This is a genomic window from Microcoleus sp. D3_18a_C4, assembly GCF_036702415.1.
GTDB lineage: Bacteria > Cyanobacteriota > Cyanobacteriia > Cyanobacteriales > Microcoleaceae > Microcoleus.
In genome coordinates this window covers 1-18,382 of record NZ_JAUBTI010000015.1, presented here as the reverse complement: position 1 = coordinate 18,382, position 18,382 = coordinate 1, and the positions used below count along the sequence as shown (strand labels likewise).

The 18,382-nt window shown below is 45.3% G+C and carries 9 protein-coding genes; 1 reads left to right on the top strand and 8 read right to left on the bottom strand.

What is annotated here, in order from left to right; translation table 11 throughout:
- Positions 1-23: 23 nt before the first annotated feature.
- The 7 genes from QUB16_RS10060 to QUB16_RS10030 all read right to left on the bottom strand — a co-directional run bounded on the left by QUB16_RS10060 (position 24) and on the right by QUB16_RS10030 (position 13,188).
- Positions 24-1,142: an ATP-binding protein gene (locus QUB16_RS10060; RefSeq protein WP_333315815.1), complete on the bottom strand. Its 1,119-nt coding sequence runs from the start codon at positions 1,140-1,142 to the stop codon at positions 24-26.
- A 4-nt stretch (positions 1,143-1,146) separates the two neighbouring features.
- Complete coding sequence (locus tag QUB16_RS10055) at positions 1,147-4,854, bottom strand: PAS domain S-box protein (RefSeq protein WP_333315814.1); 3,708 nt, start codon at positions 4,852-4,854, stop codon at positions 1,147-1,149.
- A gap of 83 nt (positions 4,855-4,937) precedes the next feature.
- Positions 4,938-7,724, bottom strand: a complete 2,787-nt coding sequence (locus tag QUB16_RS10050) for an adenylate/guanylate cyclase domain-containing protein (protein WP_333315813.1) — start codon at positions 7,722-7,724, stop codon at positions 4,938-4,940.
- A gap of 57 nt (positions 7,725-7,781) precedes the next feature.
- Complete coding sequence (locus QUB16_RS10045; RefSeq protein WP_333149461.1) at positions 7,782-9,338, bottom strand: PAS domain-containing sensor histidine kinase; 1,557 nt, start codon at positions 9,336-9,338, stop codon at positions 7,782-7,784.
- Entirely contained in the window at positions 9,335-9,871 is a 537-nt protein-coding gene (locus tag QUB16_RS10040) for a Rab family GTPase (RefSeq protein ID WP_333149463.1), read from the bottom strand. Before QUB16_RS10040 ends, QUB16_RS10045 begins: the two co-directional genes overlap by 4 nt.
- A 2-nt stretch (positions 9,872-9,873) precedes the next feature.
- Positions 9,874-12,573, bottom strand: coding sequence for an OmpA family protein (locus QUB16_RS10035; protein WP_333315812.1), 2,700 nt, complete (start codon positions 12,571-12,573; stop codon positions 9,874-9,876).
- 6 nt (positions 12,574-12,579) lie between these two features.
- Entirely contained in the window at positions 12,580-13,188 is a 609-nt protein-coding gene (locus QUB16_RS10030) for a hypothetical protein (protein ID WP_333315811.1), read from the bottom strand.
- A 1,261-nt stretch (positions 13,189-14,449) separates the two neighbouring features.
- Here QUB16_RS10030 and alaS point away from each other — a divergent pair.
- The gene (gene alaS / locus QUB16_RS10025) at positions 14,450-17,233 is read left to right on the top strand and encodes an alanine--tRNA ligase (RefSeq protein ID WP_333315810.1); all 2,784 of its coding nucleotides are present in this window, start codon (positions 14,450-14,452) and stop codon (positions 17,231-17,233) included.
- Positions 17,234-17,674: 441 nt separating this feature from the next.
- Here alaS and QUB16_RS10020 read toward each other — a convergent pair.
- Positions 17,675-18,382 (bottom strand): group II intron maturase-specific domain-containing protein (locus QUB16_RS10020; protein WP_333315809.1); only part of this gene is annotated, 708 nt, incomplete at its 5' end.

Genomic DNA, 18,382 nt, shown 5'->3' with positions numbered 1-18,382 from the left:
CGGACATGACTACTGACTAATGACTATTGACTACTGACTAACAAAGGCAGCGTGACAATAAATGTAGTACCTTTGCCGATCGCACTTTCCACACTTATTGTACCGCCGTGCAGGTCAACTATGTGTTTGACAATGCACAGTCCCAAACCCGATCCTTTAATCTTGCCTACATTAGCACCCCGTTCAAACTGCTGAAATAGTTTTTCTTGATATTCCGCTGTCATCCCAATTCCCTCATCTCGAACGCACAAAATTATTTGTTGGTTTTCGCAGCTTAATTCTAAACTCACCTTGCCGCCGTTGGGAGAATATTTAATAGCGTTTGAAAGCAAATTAGTCAGGAGGTGGTGCAGTAGTTTTGCATCAAGATTGGCGTGAAGCGGATTTGTTTGGCTGCGGAAATGTACTAGGTGTTTATCGGTGACGATCGGTTGCAGTTCTTCTAAAATTGAATTGCATAAATCCGTCGCATTAATCTGATTTAAATTTAAGGATATTTTGCCGGATTCTGCTTTGCTAAGCATTAAAATATCTTCCAGCAGCCCACTCATATTACTGACGGCTTTTTTAATGCGATAGACATTTTTATTGGGACTTCCTGCGGTTCTAGGCAAGTCGCTATCTTCTAGCATTTCAGCCGATAACTGTATAGTAGTTAAAGGAGTGTTTAAATCGTGGTAAGCCATAGAAATAAAGCGCGATCTATTTTCGCTTTTTTCTGCTGCTAACGCCATTATTTTTTTCAGATTAACTGCTTCTTGATGTTTGCTCAGTGCTATCTTGATAGTGGCGTGCATTTCTCTTTCTTTAAAAGGTTTGAGCAGGTAGCCGTAAGAACCAGTATTTTCGGCTCGCTGCAAAGTTTCGTCGTCGGCATAGGCAGTTGTATAGATAATTGGTATATCTAATTCTTGATTAATTATTGCTGCTGTTTCTATGCCGTCAATGTCGCCTTTGATAACTATATCCATTAAAATTAAATCGGGTCTTAGTTCGCGGGCGCGCTGGATGGCATCCGCTCCTGAAGAAACGATATCGGCGATTTGATATCCCAATTTTTCTAATTTTGGGGATAAATTTTTAGCAATTAACAGTTCGTCTTCGACAATCAAAATATTAATTGCTTGTTCGGCAAAACTCATATATTTACAATCTTTGAAAGTAGTTTAATTCGTTAAATTTTAAGTGAAAGGATGTACCAAATTGTCTGGATATGTCGATGGTTCCTTCTAACTGCTCGGTTAAAGTGCAGACAACTTGAAAGCCCATCGACTGAGTTTTCCTAAAATCTAAGTTTTGAGGAAAGCCAATGCCGTTGTCCTTAACTAAGAGGTTGATTTCTCGATCGCCCGTTTGATAGCATTCTACACTAACTGTACCCGTTGTGCCATCAGGAAAAGCGTGTTTCAGGGTATTTGAAACCAATTCATTAGCAATTAAACCGCAGGGAGTAGCGGTTTCTAGATTTAGGGAAATGGGCTCAGCTAATACCTGCAACTGAATTCGGTTGTTGCTAATATTGTAAGAGTGAAACAAGTTACTTACCAAATCTTCGAGATATTCGCCAAAATTAATTTGCGCCAGGTTAGTCGAACGGTACAGTTTTTCGTGAATCAGAGCCATAGAATAAAGGCGATTCTGACTTTCTTCAAACATTTTGCTTACTTGCGGGTCGGCAACTGTGTTCGATTGCAATTCTAACAGACTGGCAACTACGCAGAGGTTGTTTTTGACGCGGTGGTGAATTTCTTTGAGCAAAATTTCTTTTTCTTTGAGGGAGTTTTTCAAATTTGCTTCTGCTTGTTTGCGATCGCTCAGTTCAGCTTGCAGTTGCTGGTAAAGTAGAGATTGCTGAATGGCGATCGCCAATTGATTTACCAACTGCTGAAATAAATTGATTTCCCATTCTTTCCAATCACGAGGGATCTCGCATTGGTGGGCTATCAGCAATCCCCAAAGTTGGCTGTGCTGAATAATCGGCACTACTAACTTTGCCCTAACTTGAATTTTTTTCATAAACTGGGTCACACAAGCTGTAATGCAGGGGTCATCCCGTTCGGAGATCGCAGAAATTCGCCCTTGCAAATAAAGCTGATAAATTTCAGCCGGAAAAGCCTCTTCGGCAAAACATCTATCCACGAGTTGGCTGCATCCTTCGGCCACGGCTTCAGCAATGACTCGGCCGCCGTTTTCGGGTAAAAGTTGATAAACCAAAACTCGATCGGCTAATAATACTTGCTGGAGTTCCGCAACCGTGGTGTTGAGAATTTCCTTTAATTGCAAAGACTGGCGGACACGACGGGCGATCGCCTCCACAAGCCGTTCTTGCTCGAACTGCTGCCCCCTAGCGAGTTCGGCGTATTTAGAATTGCTGATATCAGCGGCATAACCAATAATTTCGATCGGAATACCCCTGCTGTCAACCAATAGTTTTAGTTCCGTCCTTAGCCAGCGGTAAATTCCGTCTTGGTGTAGAAAACGGTACTCGCAAATGCAATTTTTCCCCTCGGATAAATCCGAAAAGTTTACTAGAAAATGTGACCGATCTTCAGGGTGAATCCTGCTAGACCAAAATTTAGAATCAGCTAACACTTCTTGCGGCTCGTAGCCAACGATTGTCTGAACGTTGTCGCTGATGTAAGTAGTACAAAAGTCCCCCGTCGGTGCGGCTGTAAAAATTACCGCAGGATTAGAACCCAGTAAAAATTGCAGCCGTTCTTTTAACTGCTGAAATTCTATTTCTGCCCGCTTACGATAACTGATATCTTCGATCGCCCCCATGCTGTAGAGAGGAATGCCCTCGCGGTCGCGGATCAGCGTCACCGTCAAGTTTGCCCACATCAGCTCGCCATTCTTCTTAATCAAGCGTTTTTCCCTTTGGAAGCGAGAAATATTGCCGCAGACCAACTGCTTGACTTGCTCCACATCTGCTTGTAAATCTTCTGGATGCGTGAGTTCACTAAAAGTCATGGTAGCCAACTCCGAATCGCTGTAGCCCAACATCTGGCGGTGAGCTTCATTCACTTTGATCGTGCGGTAGTCGCGCACGCTTGCCAAACCAAGCGCGATCGGAGCATCGTCAAATAAGTTGCGAAACTTTTCCTCGCTCTTTTGCAGTGCAGCTTCTGCGTGTTTGCGAGCGGTAATGTCTCTGGCGACCCACATCACCCGATCGAGATCCAGCGGCGAAATACTGGCATCAAACCAAAATAACTTGCAGCCAATTTCCATCCTGTATTCAATTCTGTGGGTTTCCCCAGATGCCAATGTTTGGCGAATGTGGCCGAGGGCAAAATTAGCTTCCGCTTCTGGGAAGATTTCGGCGAGGGTTTTGCCCAGCACTTCAGGAGCCGGTTTGTACAGCAGTTCGGGGGCCGTGGGGGCGATTTTGAGGTAGCGGCCGCTTGCGTCGAAAACCAGCACGATATCCGTCATGGCGTTAAACAGCGCCAGCAGTTCGGCTTCGGAGTTTTGGAGTTTTTCTTCGGTCAATTTGCGATCGGTAATGTCGGTGTCAGTGCCAGTCAGGCGGAAGGCCTTGCCAGAAGCCGATCGGATCGCGCTGCGGCGGGCAAGTATCCAGCAGGTGCTGCCGTCTTTACGCACCATCCGGTGTTCTACTTCATAAATTTCTGTCAAACCCTCTAAATAAGCATTTACTGCTTCGGCGACTGCAACTCGATCGTCGGGATGAACGTGAGACGCCCAATTTTCCATGCGGTTAGGAATCTCTGTGTCTTGATAGCCCAATAAAGCTTTCAAAGACGGAGCAATGTAGATTTCATCGGTTTCCAAATTCCAGTCCCAAACCCCCACTTTGCCGGCCGATACTGCCATTTCGTACCATTGTGTCCGCTGCTGCACTCTCCGTTCTAACTCTGCATTGAGGTGCTGCAAAGCGATTTCTGCTTGTTTGCGATCCGTGACATCCCTGCCTGCTGCTTGATACTCGACGATTTGTCCGCTCTCGTCAAATATCGCCCGATCGATCCACTGCTGCCAGCGAATTTCCCCGCTCGGCAAAATTACTCGGTGTTCGCAGATAAAAATAGGGTTGTCGGGAGACACAGAAGTATATTGCTGTTGAAAAAGTTCTCGGTCTGGTTCTGGGATCAGCGTCATGAAGCTGTTGCCCAGTAAGTCGATCGGCTGCAAGCCGAAATAACGGCAGTAAGCTTGATTGACAAAAGTTATTTTACCGTCGGGGAGGTAGCGGCAAATCAGTTCGGTTTGGTCTTCCACAATCGCCTGGTAGCGCGCCTCGCTCTGCTGCAGGGCATTTTCGGCATTTTGGCGATCGCTGACTTTTTCTAGTTCACAATTGCCCTCTAACAGTTCGCATTGTTCCTGGAGTTTTGCCACTTCTTGGTGCAGTGCCTCGATCCAGCTATACATTGCGGGGCGAATACTTTTTTCACTGATTAAACCTACTGGCTGACCCCGTTCATCTACAATTGGCAAGTAATCGATCGAGTATTGACAAAATAGCTTAAATGCGGTAGTAATATCTGTAAATTCTGATTCTTGTAAGACAATTAAATTCCGCGTCATTGCCTCGGCAACTTTCATGCCTTGCCATCCATATTCGGTCGCAGCTAAGTTGAGCACATCTTCCGGGCTTAGCAGTCCGACTAGCTGATTTTTATCGACAACTAAGACGCAACTAATAAATGCTTTTACAGTTTCGTTTGAGTCGGGAAATGCAGGTGAATTAGGCAGTGGGCAATGGTTGTTCGTCCGACGCATCAGGGCGATCGCATCCCCGATGGAAGTTGAGGGCGCAACCGTCACAGGATGGCGATCGACAGCTTCGTCGGGCGATCGTAAATTGGCCGACAAATTAGCAAGTTCCATTAGTCTGGGTCAAAAAGTATTGTTAATTAACTTTAGCAACACTTTTAGTCATCAGCCAGATGACTTATGACTGATGATCGGCATTATTTTCTACCAATGAGAATATAAGTTTTCATTCCCCCTTTGCCTTTAACTTCAATAGTTCCCCGCTCCTGAAATACATATTTGTGTTCTAATAACTTATAAGTAGTTTCGCTGACTTGAATCCGCCAAGGCAAACCGTGAGATTCCATGCGGGAAGCAATATTTACTGTGTCGCCCCACAAATCGTAAATAAACTTTTTGATGCCAATTACTCCGGCAACAACCGGGCCGCTGTGAATGCCGATGCGAATGCTAAAATATTTATTATGGCTAGCATTAAATCTGGCTATTTCTGCTTGCATATCTAGGGCCATTTGGGCGATCGCCTCTGCGTGGTCTGTCCGGGGTTCAGGCAGTCCTCCTACTGCCATGTATGCGTCGCCGATAGTCTTGATTTTCTCTAACCCATGTTGTTCACACAAAAGGTCGAATCCTGAGAAAATCTTATTGAGGAGCTCCACAAGCTCGATCGGATTCATGACGGCAGACAAAGCAGTAAACCCCACAATGTCAGCGAACAAAACACTCACTTCTGGAAAGTATTCGGCAATAGTAGTTTCGTTTTGCTTGAGGCGTTCTGCTATTGCCTTGGGCAAGATATTTAACAGCAGCTTTTCTGATTTTTCTTGTTCTTCCCGCAGGGCATCTTCTGCTTGCTTGCGTTCCGTAATGTCGTGATAACTCCAGACTCTGCCGATAATTTTATCTCCCAGCCGCTGCGGTTCCGAATAGCGTTCAAAAAATCTGCCGTCTTGAAATTCCAACAAATCGTAACTTTCGGCTTCGGGCTGCTCGTCAAGCGATTCTATTCTCTCTTGAAATGCTTGGGGGTCTTTGAGCTGGTTCAGGACAAAGGCGATCGTTGCCGCGTTATCTCGCAGTGCCATCACTTCGTTAGGTATGCCCCACATTTCCACAAATTCTCGATTGAAAGTGACTATTTTTCCGCTCCTGTCAGTAGCTAAAATACCATCAGCAGTAGAATCAAAAGTTGCTTGCAGCAGGGACACAGATTTTGCCAGGGCGTCTTCTGTCATTTTTCGAGCAGTAATGTCTCGCAAAATAGCGCGAATCGCTACTAGCGAACCATCCGCAAACTTACAGCTTAGGCTGCCTTCCAACAAAATTTGTTCGTGATCTTTAGTGATAAATATTACTTCAATCGATTCTGGATACAAGGTATTTTCATTTACAGTTTTTTGGGTAAAAGCTTGATATAATATATCCAGAGACTCTGGGGAACTGTTGGGATGAATAATATCAAAAACAGTCATTTGAGCAATTTCTGCTTCGGTGTAGCCCAGAGTTTGCCGCCAAGCCCGATTTACATACAAAAAATGACCGTCCGCTCCTATACTTTGAATTAAGTCAGTAGCATTTTCAAATAAGTCTCGCAGTTGTTCTTCGCTTTCCCGCAAAGCTATTTCCGCTTGCTTGCGCTTGATAAATTGACCGATTTGGCTGCCGATTGTCGCCATTGTCTGGAGCAATTCTTCATCAAAACACTGCACTTCACGGCTGAAAAAAGTCATCACCCCCAACACAGCTCTTGCAGAAGTTTCCGCCTCGTAGTCGCCCAAAATTGGGAAACCAAAAGCTCCGTGTAATCCTTCTTCTGCGGCTATTTCTCGGCGCATACAACTGTCGCTTTTTGTGACATCGGCAATCCACTGAGATGAACCGCTAGCCCAAACGAAACCCGGTAATCCTTCGCCAAACGCACAAGTCATTTGTTCGGTAAATTCGGCAAATTTGGGGATAGAAACTGAGCGTTTTGTCCAACTGGCGACGCAGCGAAGCAAATTGGGGTCGGAAACCGCAGTTATTCTCTTACTTCCTGACAGCAGTTTTTCCCCAGCTTCAGGCATCCACAGTTCGGCGGTATCCCATCCCAAGCTGTCGCAAATTACGGGGAGAATTGCTGCTATAGCTTTTTTGATTGTTTCGGATGCCGACAGGATGCGAGTGGTGACGTACTGAGCTGTTTTTCGCTTGCGGGCGCGCTGTCTATCTGTGACATCGCGGCCGATGTACACGAAATCTTGAACGGCGGGCGAAGATCCAGAAATGCCTTTAATGTCCGTCGGAATCGCCGTACAGGAAAACGAAACGGTGAGCTTTTCTCCGCTTTTTGCCGTGCAAATTACTTCAGTGTTAGTTCGAGATTGTTGAGGCGGATATTGACTGACTGCTTGCAAAGATGCGCCCACAGCAGCAAGAACTTCTATTTGCTGGCCTACTAATTCTGATTCGCTGTAACCGAACAAATCTTGAGCAGCTTGATTGAGTTTTTTTATTTTTCCCGAGGCTGTTGTTACCAACAAAACTTCTGCCATTGAAGTAATAATTTTTTCAACATAATTATTAGTAGCGGCTAAGGTACTCAATAAAATATCCATTTCATTGGTAGCTTGGACTAGAGTTTGTTCTAAAGCCATCCTGTCGCTTACGTCTTGAAAAAATATAATTAATCTCTGATAATTCTCGTCATTGGTGAACTGCACGATATACATATCAAAATAAAGCCGCGAGCCATTTTCTAATACCCGCGTGATCGCTTTTAATTCAAAATTTGGCAAACGTCTTTCAAAAATATCGATTAAAATTTCTTCAGTTCCCACCAATTCGGGGAAGGGAATGCGGACATCGTTGCCGGCGACTACTTCATCGGGAAAGTCGCCGAACCGCTCCACTTTGAGAGACTTCTCTTGGATTAAAAAATCTTTATCCAGTGCTAGGTACTCCAAGTGGTGGGGAACTAACAGTTTTTTAAACAAGGTTTTCATGTGAGATTCTTAGTAGTGAATGCGCCCTGTGTATCGAATAATCGAAAATCCATCTATTTATCTCTGTTTCTCAAAGGGAATTCTGACTATAAAGGTAGTGCCTAACCCGATCTCGCTGGAAAATTCGATTTGACCTCCGTGCAAATCTACACACTGCTTGACTATGGATAAACCCAGTCCTGTACCGGGTATTTTTCCGACATTTTTGGCTCGATAATAAGATTCAAAGAGTTGTTCTTGGTCTTCGATAGGAATGCCAATGCCTGCGTCTTTAATTTTAAATGTGGCTTCTTCATTATTCTGACAATTTAATTCAAAATAAATATTGCTGTCGATCGGCGAATATTTGACAGCATTTGACAGCAAATTTGTCAAGATGTGCCGCAGCAATTTTGGATCTAGTGCGGGCAAATGTTGCGTTTCCTGCGAGTCGGTATCATATTTTTTAGCTGGCGTAACTAATTCTTGATAAATAAAGTTAATTGTATGATTTTTTCCATAACTAATTTTAATTGATTCTACTAACTCGCTGCAAAATTTTTTTAAGTCAACTGGTGCGGGATAGAATTCGAGTTTTCCGGCTTCGGCGCTGCTGAGCAACCGCACGTCATCTAATAGCTGAGCCATGTGTTTAGATGCGGATTTAACGTGTGCGAGGTATTCTTGTTTTTCCTCGTGGGTGATTTCGTCGCCGTAGTCTTGGAGGATTTTAGTAGCAAATAATATTGTATTTAAAGGATTGCCGAATTCGTGAGCGATCATCGAGAAAAAACGAGATTTTACCTGTCTGAGTTCTTGCTCTTTTGCCAAAGAGCGACGAATTTCTATTTCTTGTTGTTTGCGTTCTGTGATGTCCCTGCCTATATAAATGAAATCGTAAAGTCCCTCTAATTCTGTCTGAATTGCCGAACAGGAAAATTCTACCCAAATTTCTTCTCCTGCTTTAGTAGTGCAGACTATTTCTAGTTCTCTACGCAGCTCTTTCTGAGACAAAATATAGCGGTGGCGAGCTTGGTAAATTAATGTTTCTTCTACTAATATTAAACACAGGGGATGGCCAATTAATTCTGCTTCGCTATACCCAAATAACCATTGGGCCGATTGATTGATTGTTTTGATAGTTCCTAATGTTGTTGTCACCAACAAAGCATCGCCCATCGAACGAATAACTTTATCTATATAATCTTTAGAAGCGGCTAAGGCACTAACCAACAGATTAGCTTCATTCGCCCTCTGAATCAACGATTGCTTCATTACCATCTTTTCGGTGGTATCTTCAATCAAAATTAGCAATTTACTTGGCACATATTCTTGTTCTTCTTCATATTTGATAGCCAACATATCAAAGTATAAAGGGCGGTTCGGGTCTGCAAACCGAGCGATACCTTTGATTTCAAAACCAGGGAGCCGTCCCATAATGATAGACATGAGGATATTTTCAATGCCAATCAGTTCGGGAAAACTCAGGCGAGCATCTGCACCTGGTATCGCGTCGCCCGGAGTATCGGCATAATGCTGCACTTCGGCGGAGGTTTCCTGAATGATGAAATGGTGATTTACTAGAAAATACTGTGTTTGTCGCGGGCCTAACAGCTTTCTTAACAGGGGGTTCATACTTGTTCTACCATTGTGTAAGCTAGTTTGTAGAAAATTTCGTCAACGTCTTTGCCGGTTTTAGCAGATGTCGTGCAAACTGCTATTACTTTGTCTTGACCTATCGCATGGGACATTTCCACTAGCAGCGCCAATTTTTCCTCGTCAATTAAGTCTACTTTGTTCAAAGCGACGATAATTGACCCTTTAGGATTGACGGAAGAATAAAGCTGAATGTGTTCGGAGATTCGCTCAACTGTTTCGGATCGGCTGACATCGGCAACGATTAAAACGCCACTAGCTCCCTGCAAGTAAGTAGGTGCTATTCCTTTGAATTTTGTATGCCCTTCTAAGTCCCAAATCAGCAACTGTGCAGTCACGTTTTCCCGCTGTTTTACGTTTTCTAATTCTACGTTTTTGCGAGAAATTTTTACTCCCACGGTGGAGAGGTATTGGTCGGTGAATTGCCGATCGACAAAACGGCGGATCAGGCTGGTTTTGCCCACACCAAAATCGCCGATCATACACATTTTTTTAGCTATAGTAACTGACATAATTATTTACTGTTTATGGTGTTAGTTATTGGTTCAAATACCACGCATCTGCTTAAAAGTCGTGGTTGATTGGGTTCCACGTCGGCAGGAGGATGGGGGATGCCAACCGTTTGGAGGCGCTTTGGGTCAGCACCCTGCCGCACTAAAGCATCTCGCACTGCTGCGGCACGCCTCAGCGACAACTGTTGATTTGTAGAAATTTCCCCAGTTCGATCGCTGTGCCCAATTATCTTAATCTGTTTTTGAGGATATTGATCCATGAAATTTTTGACACTGGCGATGATTTCTCCGTATGTAGGGTCTAATTTTGCCGTTCCTTGCTGGAAGTAAATGCGGCTTGTAATTTTCAGCGGATCTAATTTAATTGTGCTAATCACCGATTGAACACCGGGAATCTGCTTCAGGGACTGAGCTATTTTCTGTGCGTCTGCACCGTCTCTAACAGTACCCTCTACTGTAACTTTGCGATCGCCATACCGCGTAGAAATAGAAAGGCCCTCTTTCTGATTCAAAACAGCGGTAATCCGCTGTACCTCGGCCGCCGTCAAAACTGGATCTGGGGGGACATCTACAGCTAGAATTCTATTATCTAATTGCAATTTCGGTGCAGTTGATGCGGCTATTTTTGCAGCTTGTGCCCGCAATTCTTGATTTGGCAACTTTCCGGTTAGCTTTAAAGTTTTGCCATCAACTGCAACATCTAAGCGGTAAACTGCTAATTGGGGAGTGGATGCTAAAGCTGCCAGGGCATTTGCTTCGAGGCGACGGTAAATGTTGCTGCGATACTGATAAATCCCCCAAGGTACTAAGATTAAGCTCAGGGCGGCTAAACCGATCGCGGCTAGGGCGATCGGGGGTTTTGTTGATTTTTCCCTTTGCAGCGGGTCGAATAAACTTTTTATGTACGGGTGCAGGGACTCAGGTATAGTACCGGGATCGCCGTTAAACTCGTGAATTACTTTAGCATAATTAAGGATGAGATTAGTAACGGTTTGTCGCAGTTTGTTGATGAACAAGTTTGGCGGTTCTCCTTTGATCACGACTGCCATGTAGCAATATCCCGCTACTTCTAGCATAATTTTTGAGTCGCCGTATTCAATTTGATTGAGTTCGGAAACTTCTCCGGGCTGCACGATGCACTCGTTAACAAAGCTGCGAATAGCTGTGAGCATTCCTGCTACCATTTCTGATTCTAACTGGTAGCTTTCTGAGTTTTGAACTTCGGAAATAACCAAGCCTGATGCTTTGTGAATTAAGAATGCTGCTTGGATGGTAAAGGGTATTGATTCTCTGAGGATTAATTCGGCTTCGGAGACTCCTTGTACTTTGGAGCGAATTTTGCGCTGAACTCCTTCGACGCTGAGGGCATTTGACACTTTTTCATTGATTGTCTTGATAGCTTCTGCCATGTATCGGGAAATAGTATTGCCAATTACGGGATAGAGGGCATCCACCATTGCGTCGCGTTCAAGTTCAATTTGGGCTGTAATCGCTTTGCCCATTTCCGGGGCGAGGGCTTGAGCGATCGACTCTTGGTCGAGGCGAATTTGCTCTTTAATTGCCAGACCGATTTCTGGGGCGATCGCCTTAGCAATATCCGCTGGCGAATTCACTATTTGTTGAGCAAGTGCGTCGGGAAGTAACTCAGCTATTGCCGCACTCATTGCCGACTTGTTTTCCTGAGTTTTTGCCCTAATCACTTCGTCAATAATGGGCACGATCGCCTTAACAACTTCTTCTCTGGAATCGGCCACTTTGCGGCTGAGAATTTCTGCGATCCAAGGCAACATCAACTCAATCAACTCTTGGGGCTCGTAGATTTGGTGTTCCAATTTTCCTAATTTATCGTCGATTGTTGCCATCAGGTGGCGCACCCCCGGCAAGTCGTTTTCTGCCAGAAGATTTTTGACTTGTTCGATATCCGAGATTTTTGAGCCGAAAATCAGATTTTGCAGCGTTTCCATCGCGCTGTCGGCTTCATTTAAATCCTGTTTAATTTGGCCTAATATTTCTGCTGGCGGTTCTAGTAAGTTAGGGCTTTCTAGAGTCGAAGCCACTGCAGTATCTAAATATCCCGTTTCTGGTGGATCTGAGACTGTGGAAACTATGGGATTATGGGGAATTTCCGAGGGTTTTGACTCGGTTTCGGGAGGGGAAACATCCTGTAAATGCCGATCGAACTTGTGGGATTTTTGAGCCTGTACGTACTGTAGAGAATCTTTCATTGTCAAGTTAGACAATTCTTCGACAGGCTGTGATTCCTCCTCCAAATCCGGCTGGGCGATCGCGGAAACATCTATAGTTTTAGCTGAGGAATAGTCTTTTTCCAGTTCTGAAGTGTTGAGTTTGTGAGTAGCAAATAGCAAACTTTTGAACTCGTCTGCAACAGGTGGGGAATCGCCAGACTCCGGTTGGCGAGATCCAGTTTCGGGTACACTCGCTGCAAATTCCTCTGGCGCTTGCTCAGAAATACCTAACAAATCCATCAACCCGCCGAGGGCCCCAGCTTGATTATTTTCGCCACTGCTGTGATCTTCGGGCTCTGCATTTTGCTGGTTGGAACCCGCAAAAATTTTGAGATCGACTAACAGATTCAGCAAGGGTTCTAGCTGGGTTGCCGCATCGGCAGGAGACTCGTCAGGTTCAGAAACAAAACCCTCTAACTCATTTTCGTCAGCCGGATTTTCTTTCGGTAAAGCCATGCGTTATTATCCGTGATGGTGGCGCTCCGGCAACAGAAATTCGGTATTTGACTTATTATCCGCAACGCCTTTAAGTTCGGGTACAAATTCTGTTCCTTTGAGCCTCATGCCGAGTTCAAACAGAATTTCTGCCATGTCGTCTCTGGAAACTTTAACATCTCTGAGCATAGAAAAGCGACGATCGAGTTCTTCAAAAACCTGTGTTTTCAAAGTGCGGCTTTCTTCAGATAGTCGATCTCTGGTTTGGGAGAGTTCGTCGCGAAGCGAACTGGTTTGATTGTCTATAGCCTCGTCGAGGGCTTCCATGCTGCTGGAGAATTTGCGGTTAATGCGATCGACTTGCTGACGGATATCTGCGCTTTCTTCTTGGGTGTTTGAGGTGAGCGATTTAACTTTCTTTTCTAACGAATCAACTGCAGCCCTCATTTCTCCTGAAAGAACTGTTCTTACTTGTTCGATGCGAGTTTGCATATCTTGCTGCATCATCGACAAGTCGGAATCTATTTTATCGAAGCGATTGTCGTATTCTCTAAGCTGCGCTCCAAAAATGATATCCCGGATCTGGTCGATATTTCCCAGCCGTTCGCGCATTTCTTCTTTAGTTATTTCGGCCATACTTGCACCTGGAATCTCCGGAAATTGTGAGTTTAAGAACTGTGCTAGTGATTTACTACTTGTTGGCGGCACTAGCTTTTTTGAGTGGGCGGGCTTTTATTTTTTTGAACTCTCACCCCTGCGTCGGGGATGGGATTTTTTAGAGTTTTGACTCTAAATATCCTGAGATTCAAATTTTTGAGCCTGGGCTTGTCACCAAAAATGGCGGTTGGCTATCCTTGGCTGGCAGCAGGCTAATAGAAGCGTAGATTTTGCTGCTATACAGCACAGCGCGGGGTAGGTTTTAAGGTCTTGAGTGACATCCTCAATGATATCCCATCTTGACAGTGCCTCATACCACAGCGCTGGAGTCCCGGCAAAAAGCGGGCGGGCTTGCTCCACGTCCCATTATATATAATATATAACTCAAAAGCTGCACAGATCGCTCGCCGATCGGCTCCGAGGGATGCTGCCTTTGACCAGAAAGCACTTAGGATCGCGAATTAAATAATTTACACAAGTTTTTGGGGGGTAGGGGTTGGGCTTATAGCCCGCCCTTTCTGGACGGGCGGGACGCCCATCCCACAAGAACCATCACGCATTGTAAGTTATTTAATTCTCATTCCTTATAAAGTCGAACTCGGCCGAGCTCTCCCCCTCGAATCCTCGAATCCTGCGATCGCCCTATAAAAATTCATAGGGCCCGATCGACAGCGACCAGACCCAATAATATGAGAACTTTGTTTTTTCTAACAAACGAGATGTGTTTCCGATTGAGAACTGTGACTTACTAGGGTTTACAACTTGTGCAGCTTTACTTTTAATCCGCTACCACAATAAGTCTGACTCGACTGCGGTTTGGCTTGACTGCGCGATCGGCAGTTCGCCACTATTCCAAGTTGTGTTCGGTTAATTTCTGCTGCGCCTGGGAATCTAGACCGGAGACACCATGTCTATATCCTCGAACTTTCTTTCTAAATATAGCGACCTCCTTTCTCTTCCTGTCCCGGTGTCTATTATTAAGTTAGCATGGCCTTTCCCAGGAGTAAAGCACTATTTGCAAAACTTGATAGGTCTTTACATTACTAAGTATAATGATATGAATATCCAAATAGATGTAAGTTAGCACTCACGCACTCCGAACAAAGAAATCGGGTTTTTTCACCGAGATTGAGGATTTTAAGCAAGTATTTTGGTTGAAAAACCCGGTTTCTGGACACCCGTGCAAAAGTCCTATAAATTCTATTGTTGCTACATCTTTACATTCTTAACAGTTCTTGTCATGACTATTTCTCCTAAGTTTCTCAGTGGCAGCCAAATCCGCCAAACCTTCCTCGACTTTTATGCTCAGCGGGGACATAAGATATTGCCGAGTGCTTCTTTGGTTCCCGAAGATCCGACTGTGTTGCTGACGATCGCCGGAATGTTACAATTCAAGCCGATATTTCTCGGACAGCGCACGCCCGAATCACCGCGCGCCACGACTTCTCAAAAGTGCATCCGCACCAACGACATCGAAAACGTCGGCCGCACCGCCCGCCACCACACGTTTTTTGAGATGTTGGGTAATTTCAGTTTCGGGGATTATTTCAAGAAACAGGCCATTGCTTGGGCTTGGGAACTTTCCACGGAAGTTTTCGGTTTACCGGCGTCGAATTTGGTTGTTAGCGTTTTCCGAGAAGATGACGAAGCTTTTGCGATTTGGCGCGATGAAATTGGCATTCCGGGCGATCGGATTCAGCGCATGGGAGAAGATGACAATTTCTGGCAATCCGGCCCGACTGGCCCCTGCGGCCCGTGTTCGGAGATTTACTATGATTTTCACCCAGAGAGAGGCGACAATATTGACCTCGAAGATGATACCAGGTTTATCGAATTCTACAACCTGGTTTTCATGCAGTACAATAAAGATGCAGAGGGCAATTTAACCCCGCTGCAAAATCAAAATATTGATACTGGCATGGGACTGGAACGGATGGCGCAAATCCTCCAGAAAGTCCCCAATAATTACGAAACAGATTTGATTTTTCCGATCGTTCAATCGGCGGCGGAAATTGCCGGAATTGATTACCACAATAGCGATGAAAAAGTCAAGGTTTCGCTGAAAGTAATTGGCGACCATATTCGGGCTGTGGTGCACATGATTGCGGACGAAATTCGCGCGTCGAATGTTGGTCGGGGTTACATTTTGCGCCGGTTGATTCGCCGGGTGGTGCGCCACGGGCGGCTGATTGGAATTCAGGGCGAATTTACGGTGCGGGTGGCTGAAAGTGCGATCGGCCTTTCGGAAGCTGCTTATCCGAATGTGCGGCGGCGGGAAGCTCAAATTAAGGCGGAATTGGCAAGGGAAGAAGCGCAGTTTCTCAAGACTTTGGAACGCGGAGAGAAGCTGCTGGAGGAAATTCTCAAAAAAGCTCTTGTGGAACAGGCATCTTGCCTGTCGGTTTCTGGGGGCGGGCGCCTGTTGCTTTCTCAGGGCGGGCAAGATGCCCAACCCCTACACCCCACAGCAGAGATTTCTGGGTCTCCGGGCGGGCAAGATGCCCAACCCACAGCAGAGATTTCTGGTCAAGATGCTTTCACTCTTTACGATACCTACGGTTTCCCCTTAGAACTGACTCAAGAAATTGCTGAGGAACAGGGAATTACTGTGGATTTGGACGGCTTTGAAGCGGCGATGAAGGAACAGCAAATTCGCGCTAAAGATGCTCGCCAAACAATCGATTTGACGGTGCAGGGTTCTTTGGATAAGTTGGCTGAAACCATCCAAGGAACTGAGTTTGTTGGTTATGCTGAATTGTCGAGTTTAGCTGAGGTGGAAGTTATCTTGGTTGACGGCAAATCTGTGGAGGAAGCAGCGGCAGGCACTGAGGTACAAGTTGTTTTGAACCAAACGCCGTTTTATGCTGAATCCGGCGGACAAATTGGGGATAAAGGTTATTTGAATGGCAGCATTCAGGGAGAGAATGGAGAGGGTTTGTTGGTAAGAGTTGATGATGTGAAGAAGGAATCGGATTTCTTCGTGCATTTCAGCTTTGTGGAACGGGGAACGCTGAGAGTTGGCGATAGTATTACTGCGAAAATTGACAATAGCGGTCGCCGCCGAATTCAGGCTAACCACACAGCAACTCACTTATTACAATCAGCTTTGCGGAAAATTGTGGACGATTCGATTTCGCAAGCTGGTTCGCTGGTATCGTCTGAGAGATTGCGGTTTGATTTCAATTCTCCGCGCGCTGTCACAGCAGAAGAGTTGCAGAAAATTGAGGATTTAGTTAATAGTTGGATTGCTGAGGCGCACGCTGCTGAGGTTGCAGAAATGCCGATCGCCCTTGCGAGAGAAAAAGGCGCGACTGCGATGTTTGGCGAGAAGTACGGCGATGTGGTGCGGGTTATCGATTTTCCCGGCGTTTCGATGGAATTGTGCGGCGGAACTCACGTCAGCAATACCGCAGAAATCGGGCTGTTTAAGATTGTTTCCGAAGCGGGGGTAGCGGCGGGAACTCGCAGGATTGAAGCGGTTTCCGGTCAAGCTGTTTTAGACTATTTGAATGTGCGGGATAAGGTGGTGCGCGATTTGGGCGATCGATTTAAGGCGAAGCCTGAAGAATTGCCGAACCGGATTACTAATTTGCAGAATGAGTTGAAGGATACTCAGAAACATTTGGCTGCTGTGAAGTCGGAATTGGCGATCGCGAAATCCGACCAGTTGCTGAGTGCGGCTGAGGATCTCGGCGAATTCAAAATCATTGTAGCTCAATTGGGAGATGTGGATACGGAAGCGCTGAAAACTGCGGCGGAAAGATTGCAGCAAAAGTTAGGAAATGCTGCGGTTGTTTTGGCATCAATTCCTGAACCGGACAAGGTAAGTTTGGTGGCTGCTTTTAGTCCTGAAGTCAATAAGAAAGGATTGCAAGCTGGCAAGTTTATCGGGGGAATTGCTCAAATTTGCGGCGGAAAAGGCGGCGGGCGGCCGAATTTGGCGCAAGCTGGGGGACGCGATGCAAGTAAGTTGCAGGAAGCGTTGGAAAGTGCTCGCAATTTGTTAGTTGAAGGGTTGGGGTAATTACCGTAGGGGCGGGTTCACCAACCATAATTGCCAATAATCGACAATCTGATAAACCCGCCCCCACCCAACCATAAATCACCATGTACATGATGCTTGTAGGGGCGGGTTCACCAACCATAATTGCCAATAATCAACAATCTGATAAACCCGCCCCCACCCAACCAAAAATACCAACCTACATTTTCCGATGCGATGCAAATTCCAGGTTGATGTGGGCGATCGGTGGTGGGGGGCGGGTTTATCTAGATTGTTGGTAATCGTTAGATATTGTTGGTGGAACCCGCCCCTACAAAATCTGGGTAAAGGTATTGTGCCAAAATCCCTGGTTTTGTTAGAGTCGATAGGGGCATTTCTACCCCTACCTCTCGTTCAGAACGGAACGTGATGCTTTCGCATCATTCCGCTCCTTGATATCTTCATCCTTTTTATGGACACAATTCAAAACGGATTGTTACAATAGTCCTTATTAAGAGAACCGTCATTTTCCGTTTTTGTGTCGTGGCAGTGTTTATGTAGAAGTTGGAAGTTTTTGTATTCATCCTTACCGCCTAATGAGAGAGGTTGGATATGGTCAACTTCTACAATGTCTGTAGGTGTGAAATACAGACCACAGTGGGTACATTTACCTTTTTGTGTCTTAAGCAGTGTTGCCACTCTTTTTGGTGTTTCCGGGTATTCTCCGCGTCTCTTGCTCCAGTAAATCCAGTCACCATCGTAAGGCGTTGCGTTACCCTTCACTTTAACGTGCCTTACAATAGGCTTTGCTGAGTGTTGGAGCAACTCTAATCCTTCTTCTGTGCTGAAACACCAATTTCTGTCGCCTACTGTTCGCCAGTATTTGTCTTTGTTGATGCTACCTTTTCCCCGCCTTCTAGCCCATGCTCTTAACTTGTCATAAGTAAGGTTGTCTACCTTTCGGAAGGTTTCTTTACTTACTACTGTTGAGTAATAGTTTGACCATCCCCTAATTATTGGATTCAGCCGACTAATTAAAGCGACTTGGGGGGCGGTGTTATGGGTGTCTATCACTTCTGCAATTTTAGCCAGATGGGCTTTGACTTTGAGCTTGGACGGGGTGATTAATGTTGTAAAACCTAGCGGTATTCCTACTGTATTTTTGGCACTTCGATAGTTGCCTACCTTGTG

Coding starts and splice junctions, on each gene's coding strand:
- QUB16_RS10060 (WP_333315815.1), bottom strand. CDS start 1,142: ATGAGTTTTGCCGAACAAGCAATTAATATTTTGATTGTCGAAGACGAA.
- QUB16_RS10055 (WP_333315814.1), bottom strand. CDS start 4,854: ATGGAACTTGCTAATTTGTCGGCCAATTTACGATCGCCCGACGAAGCT.
- QUB16_RS10050 (WP_333315813.1), bottom strand. CDS start 7,724: ATGAAAACCTTGTTTAAAAAACTGTTAGTTCCCCACCACTTGGAGTAC.
- QUB16_RS10045 (WP_333149461.1), bottom strand. CDS start 9,338: ATGAACCCCCTGTTAAGAAAGCTGTTAGGCCCGCGACAAACACAGTAT.
- QUB16_RS10040 (WP_333149463.1), bottom strand. CDS start 9,871: ATGTCAGTTACTATAGCTAAAAAAATGTGTATGATCGGCGATTTTGGT.
- QUB16_RS10035 (WP_333315812.1), bottom strand. CDS start 12,573: ATGGCTTTACCGAAAGAAAATCCGGCTGACGAAAATGAGTTAGAGGGT.
- QUB16_RS10030 (WP_333315811.1), bottom strand. CDS start 13,188: ATGGCCGAAATAACTAAAGAAGAAATGCGCGAACGGCTGGGAAATATC.
- alaS (WP_333315810.1), top strand. CDS start 14,450: ATGACTATTTCTCCTAAGTTTCTCAGTGGCAGCCAAATCCGCCAAACC.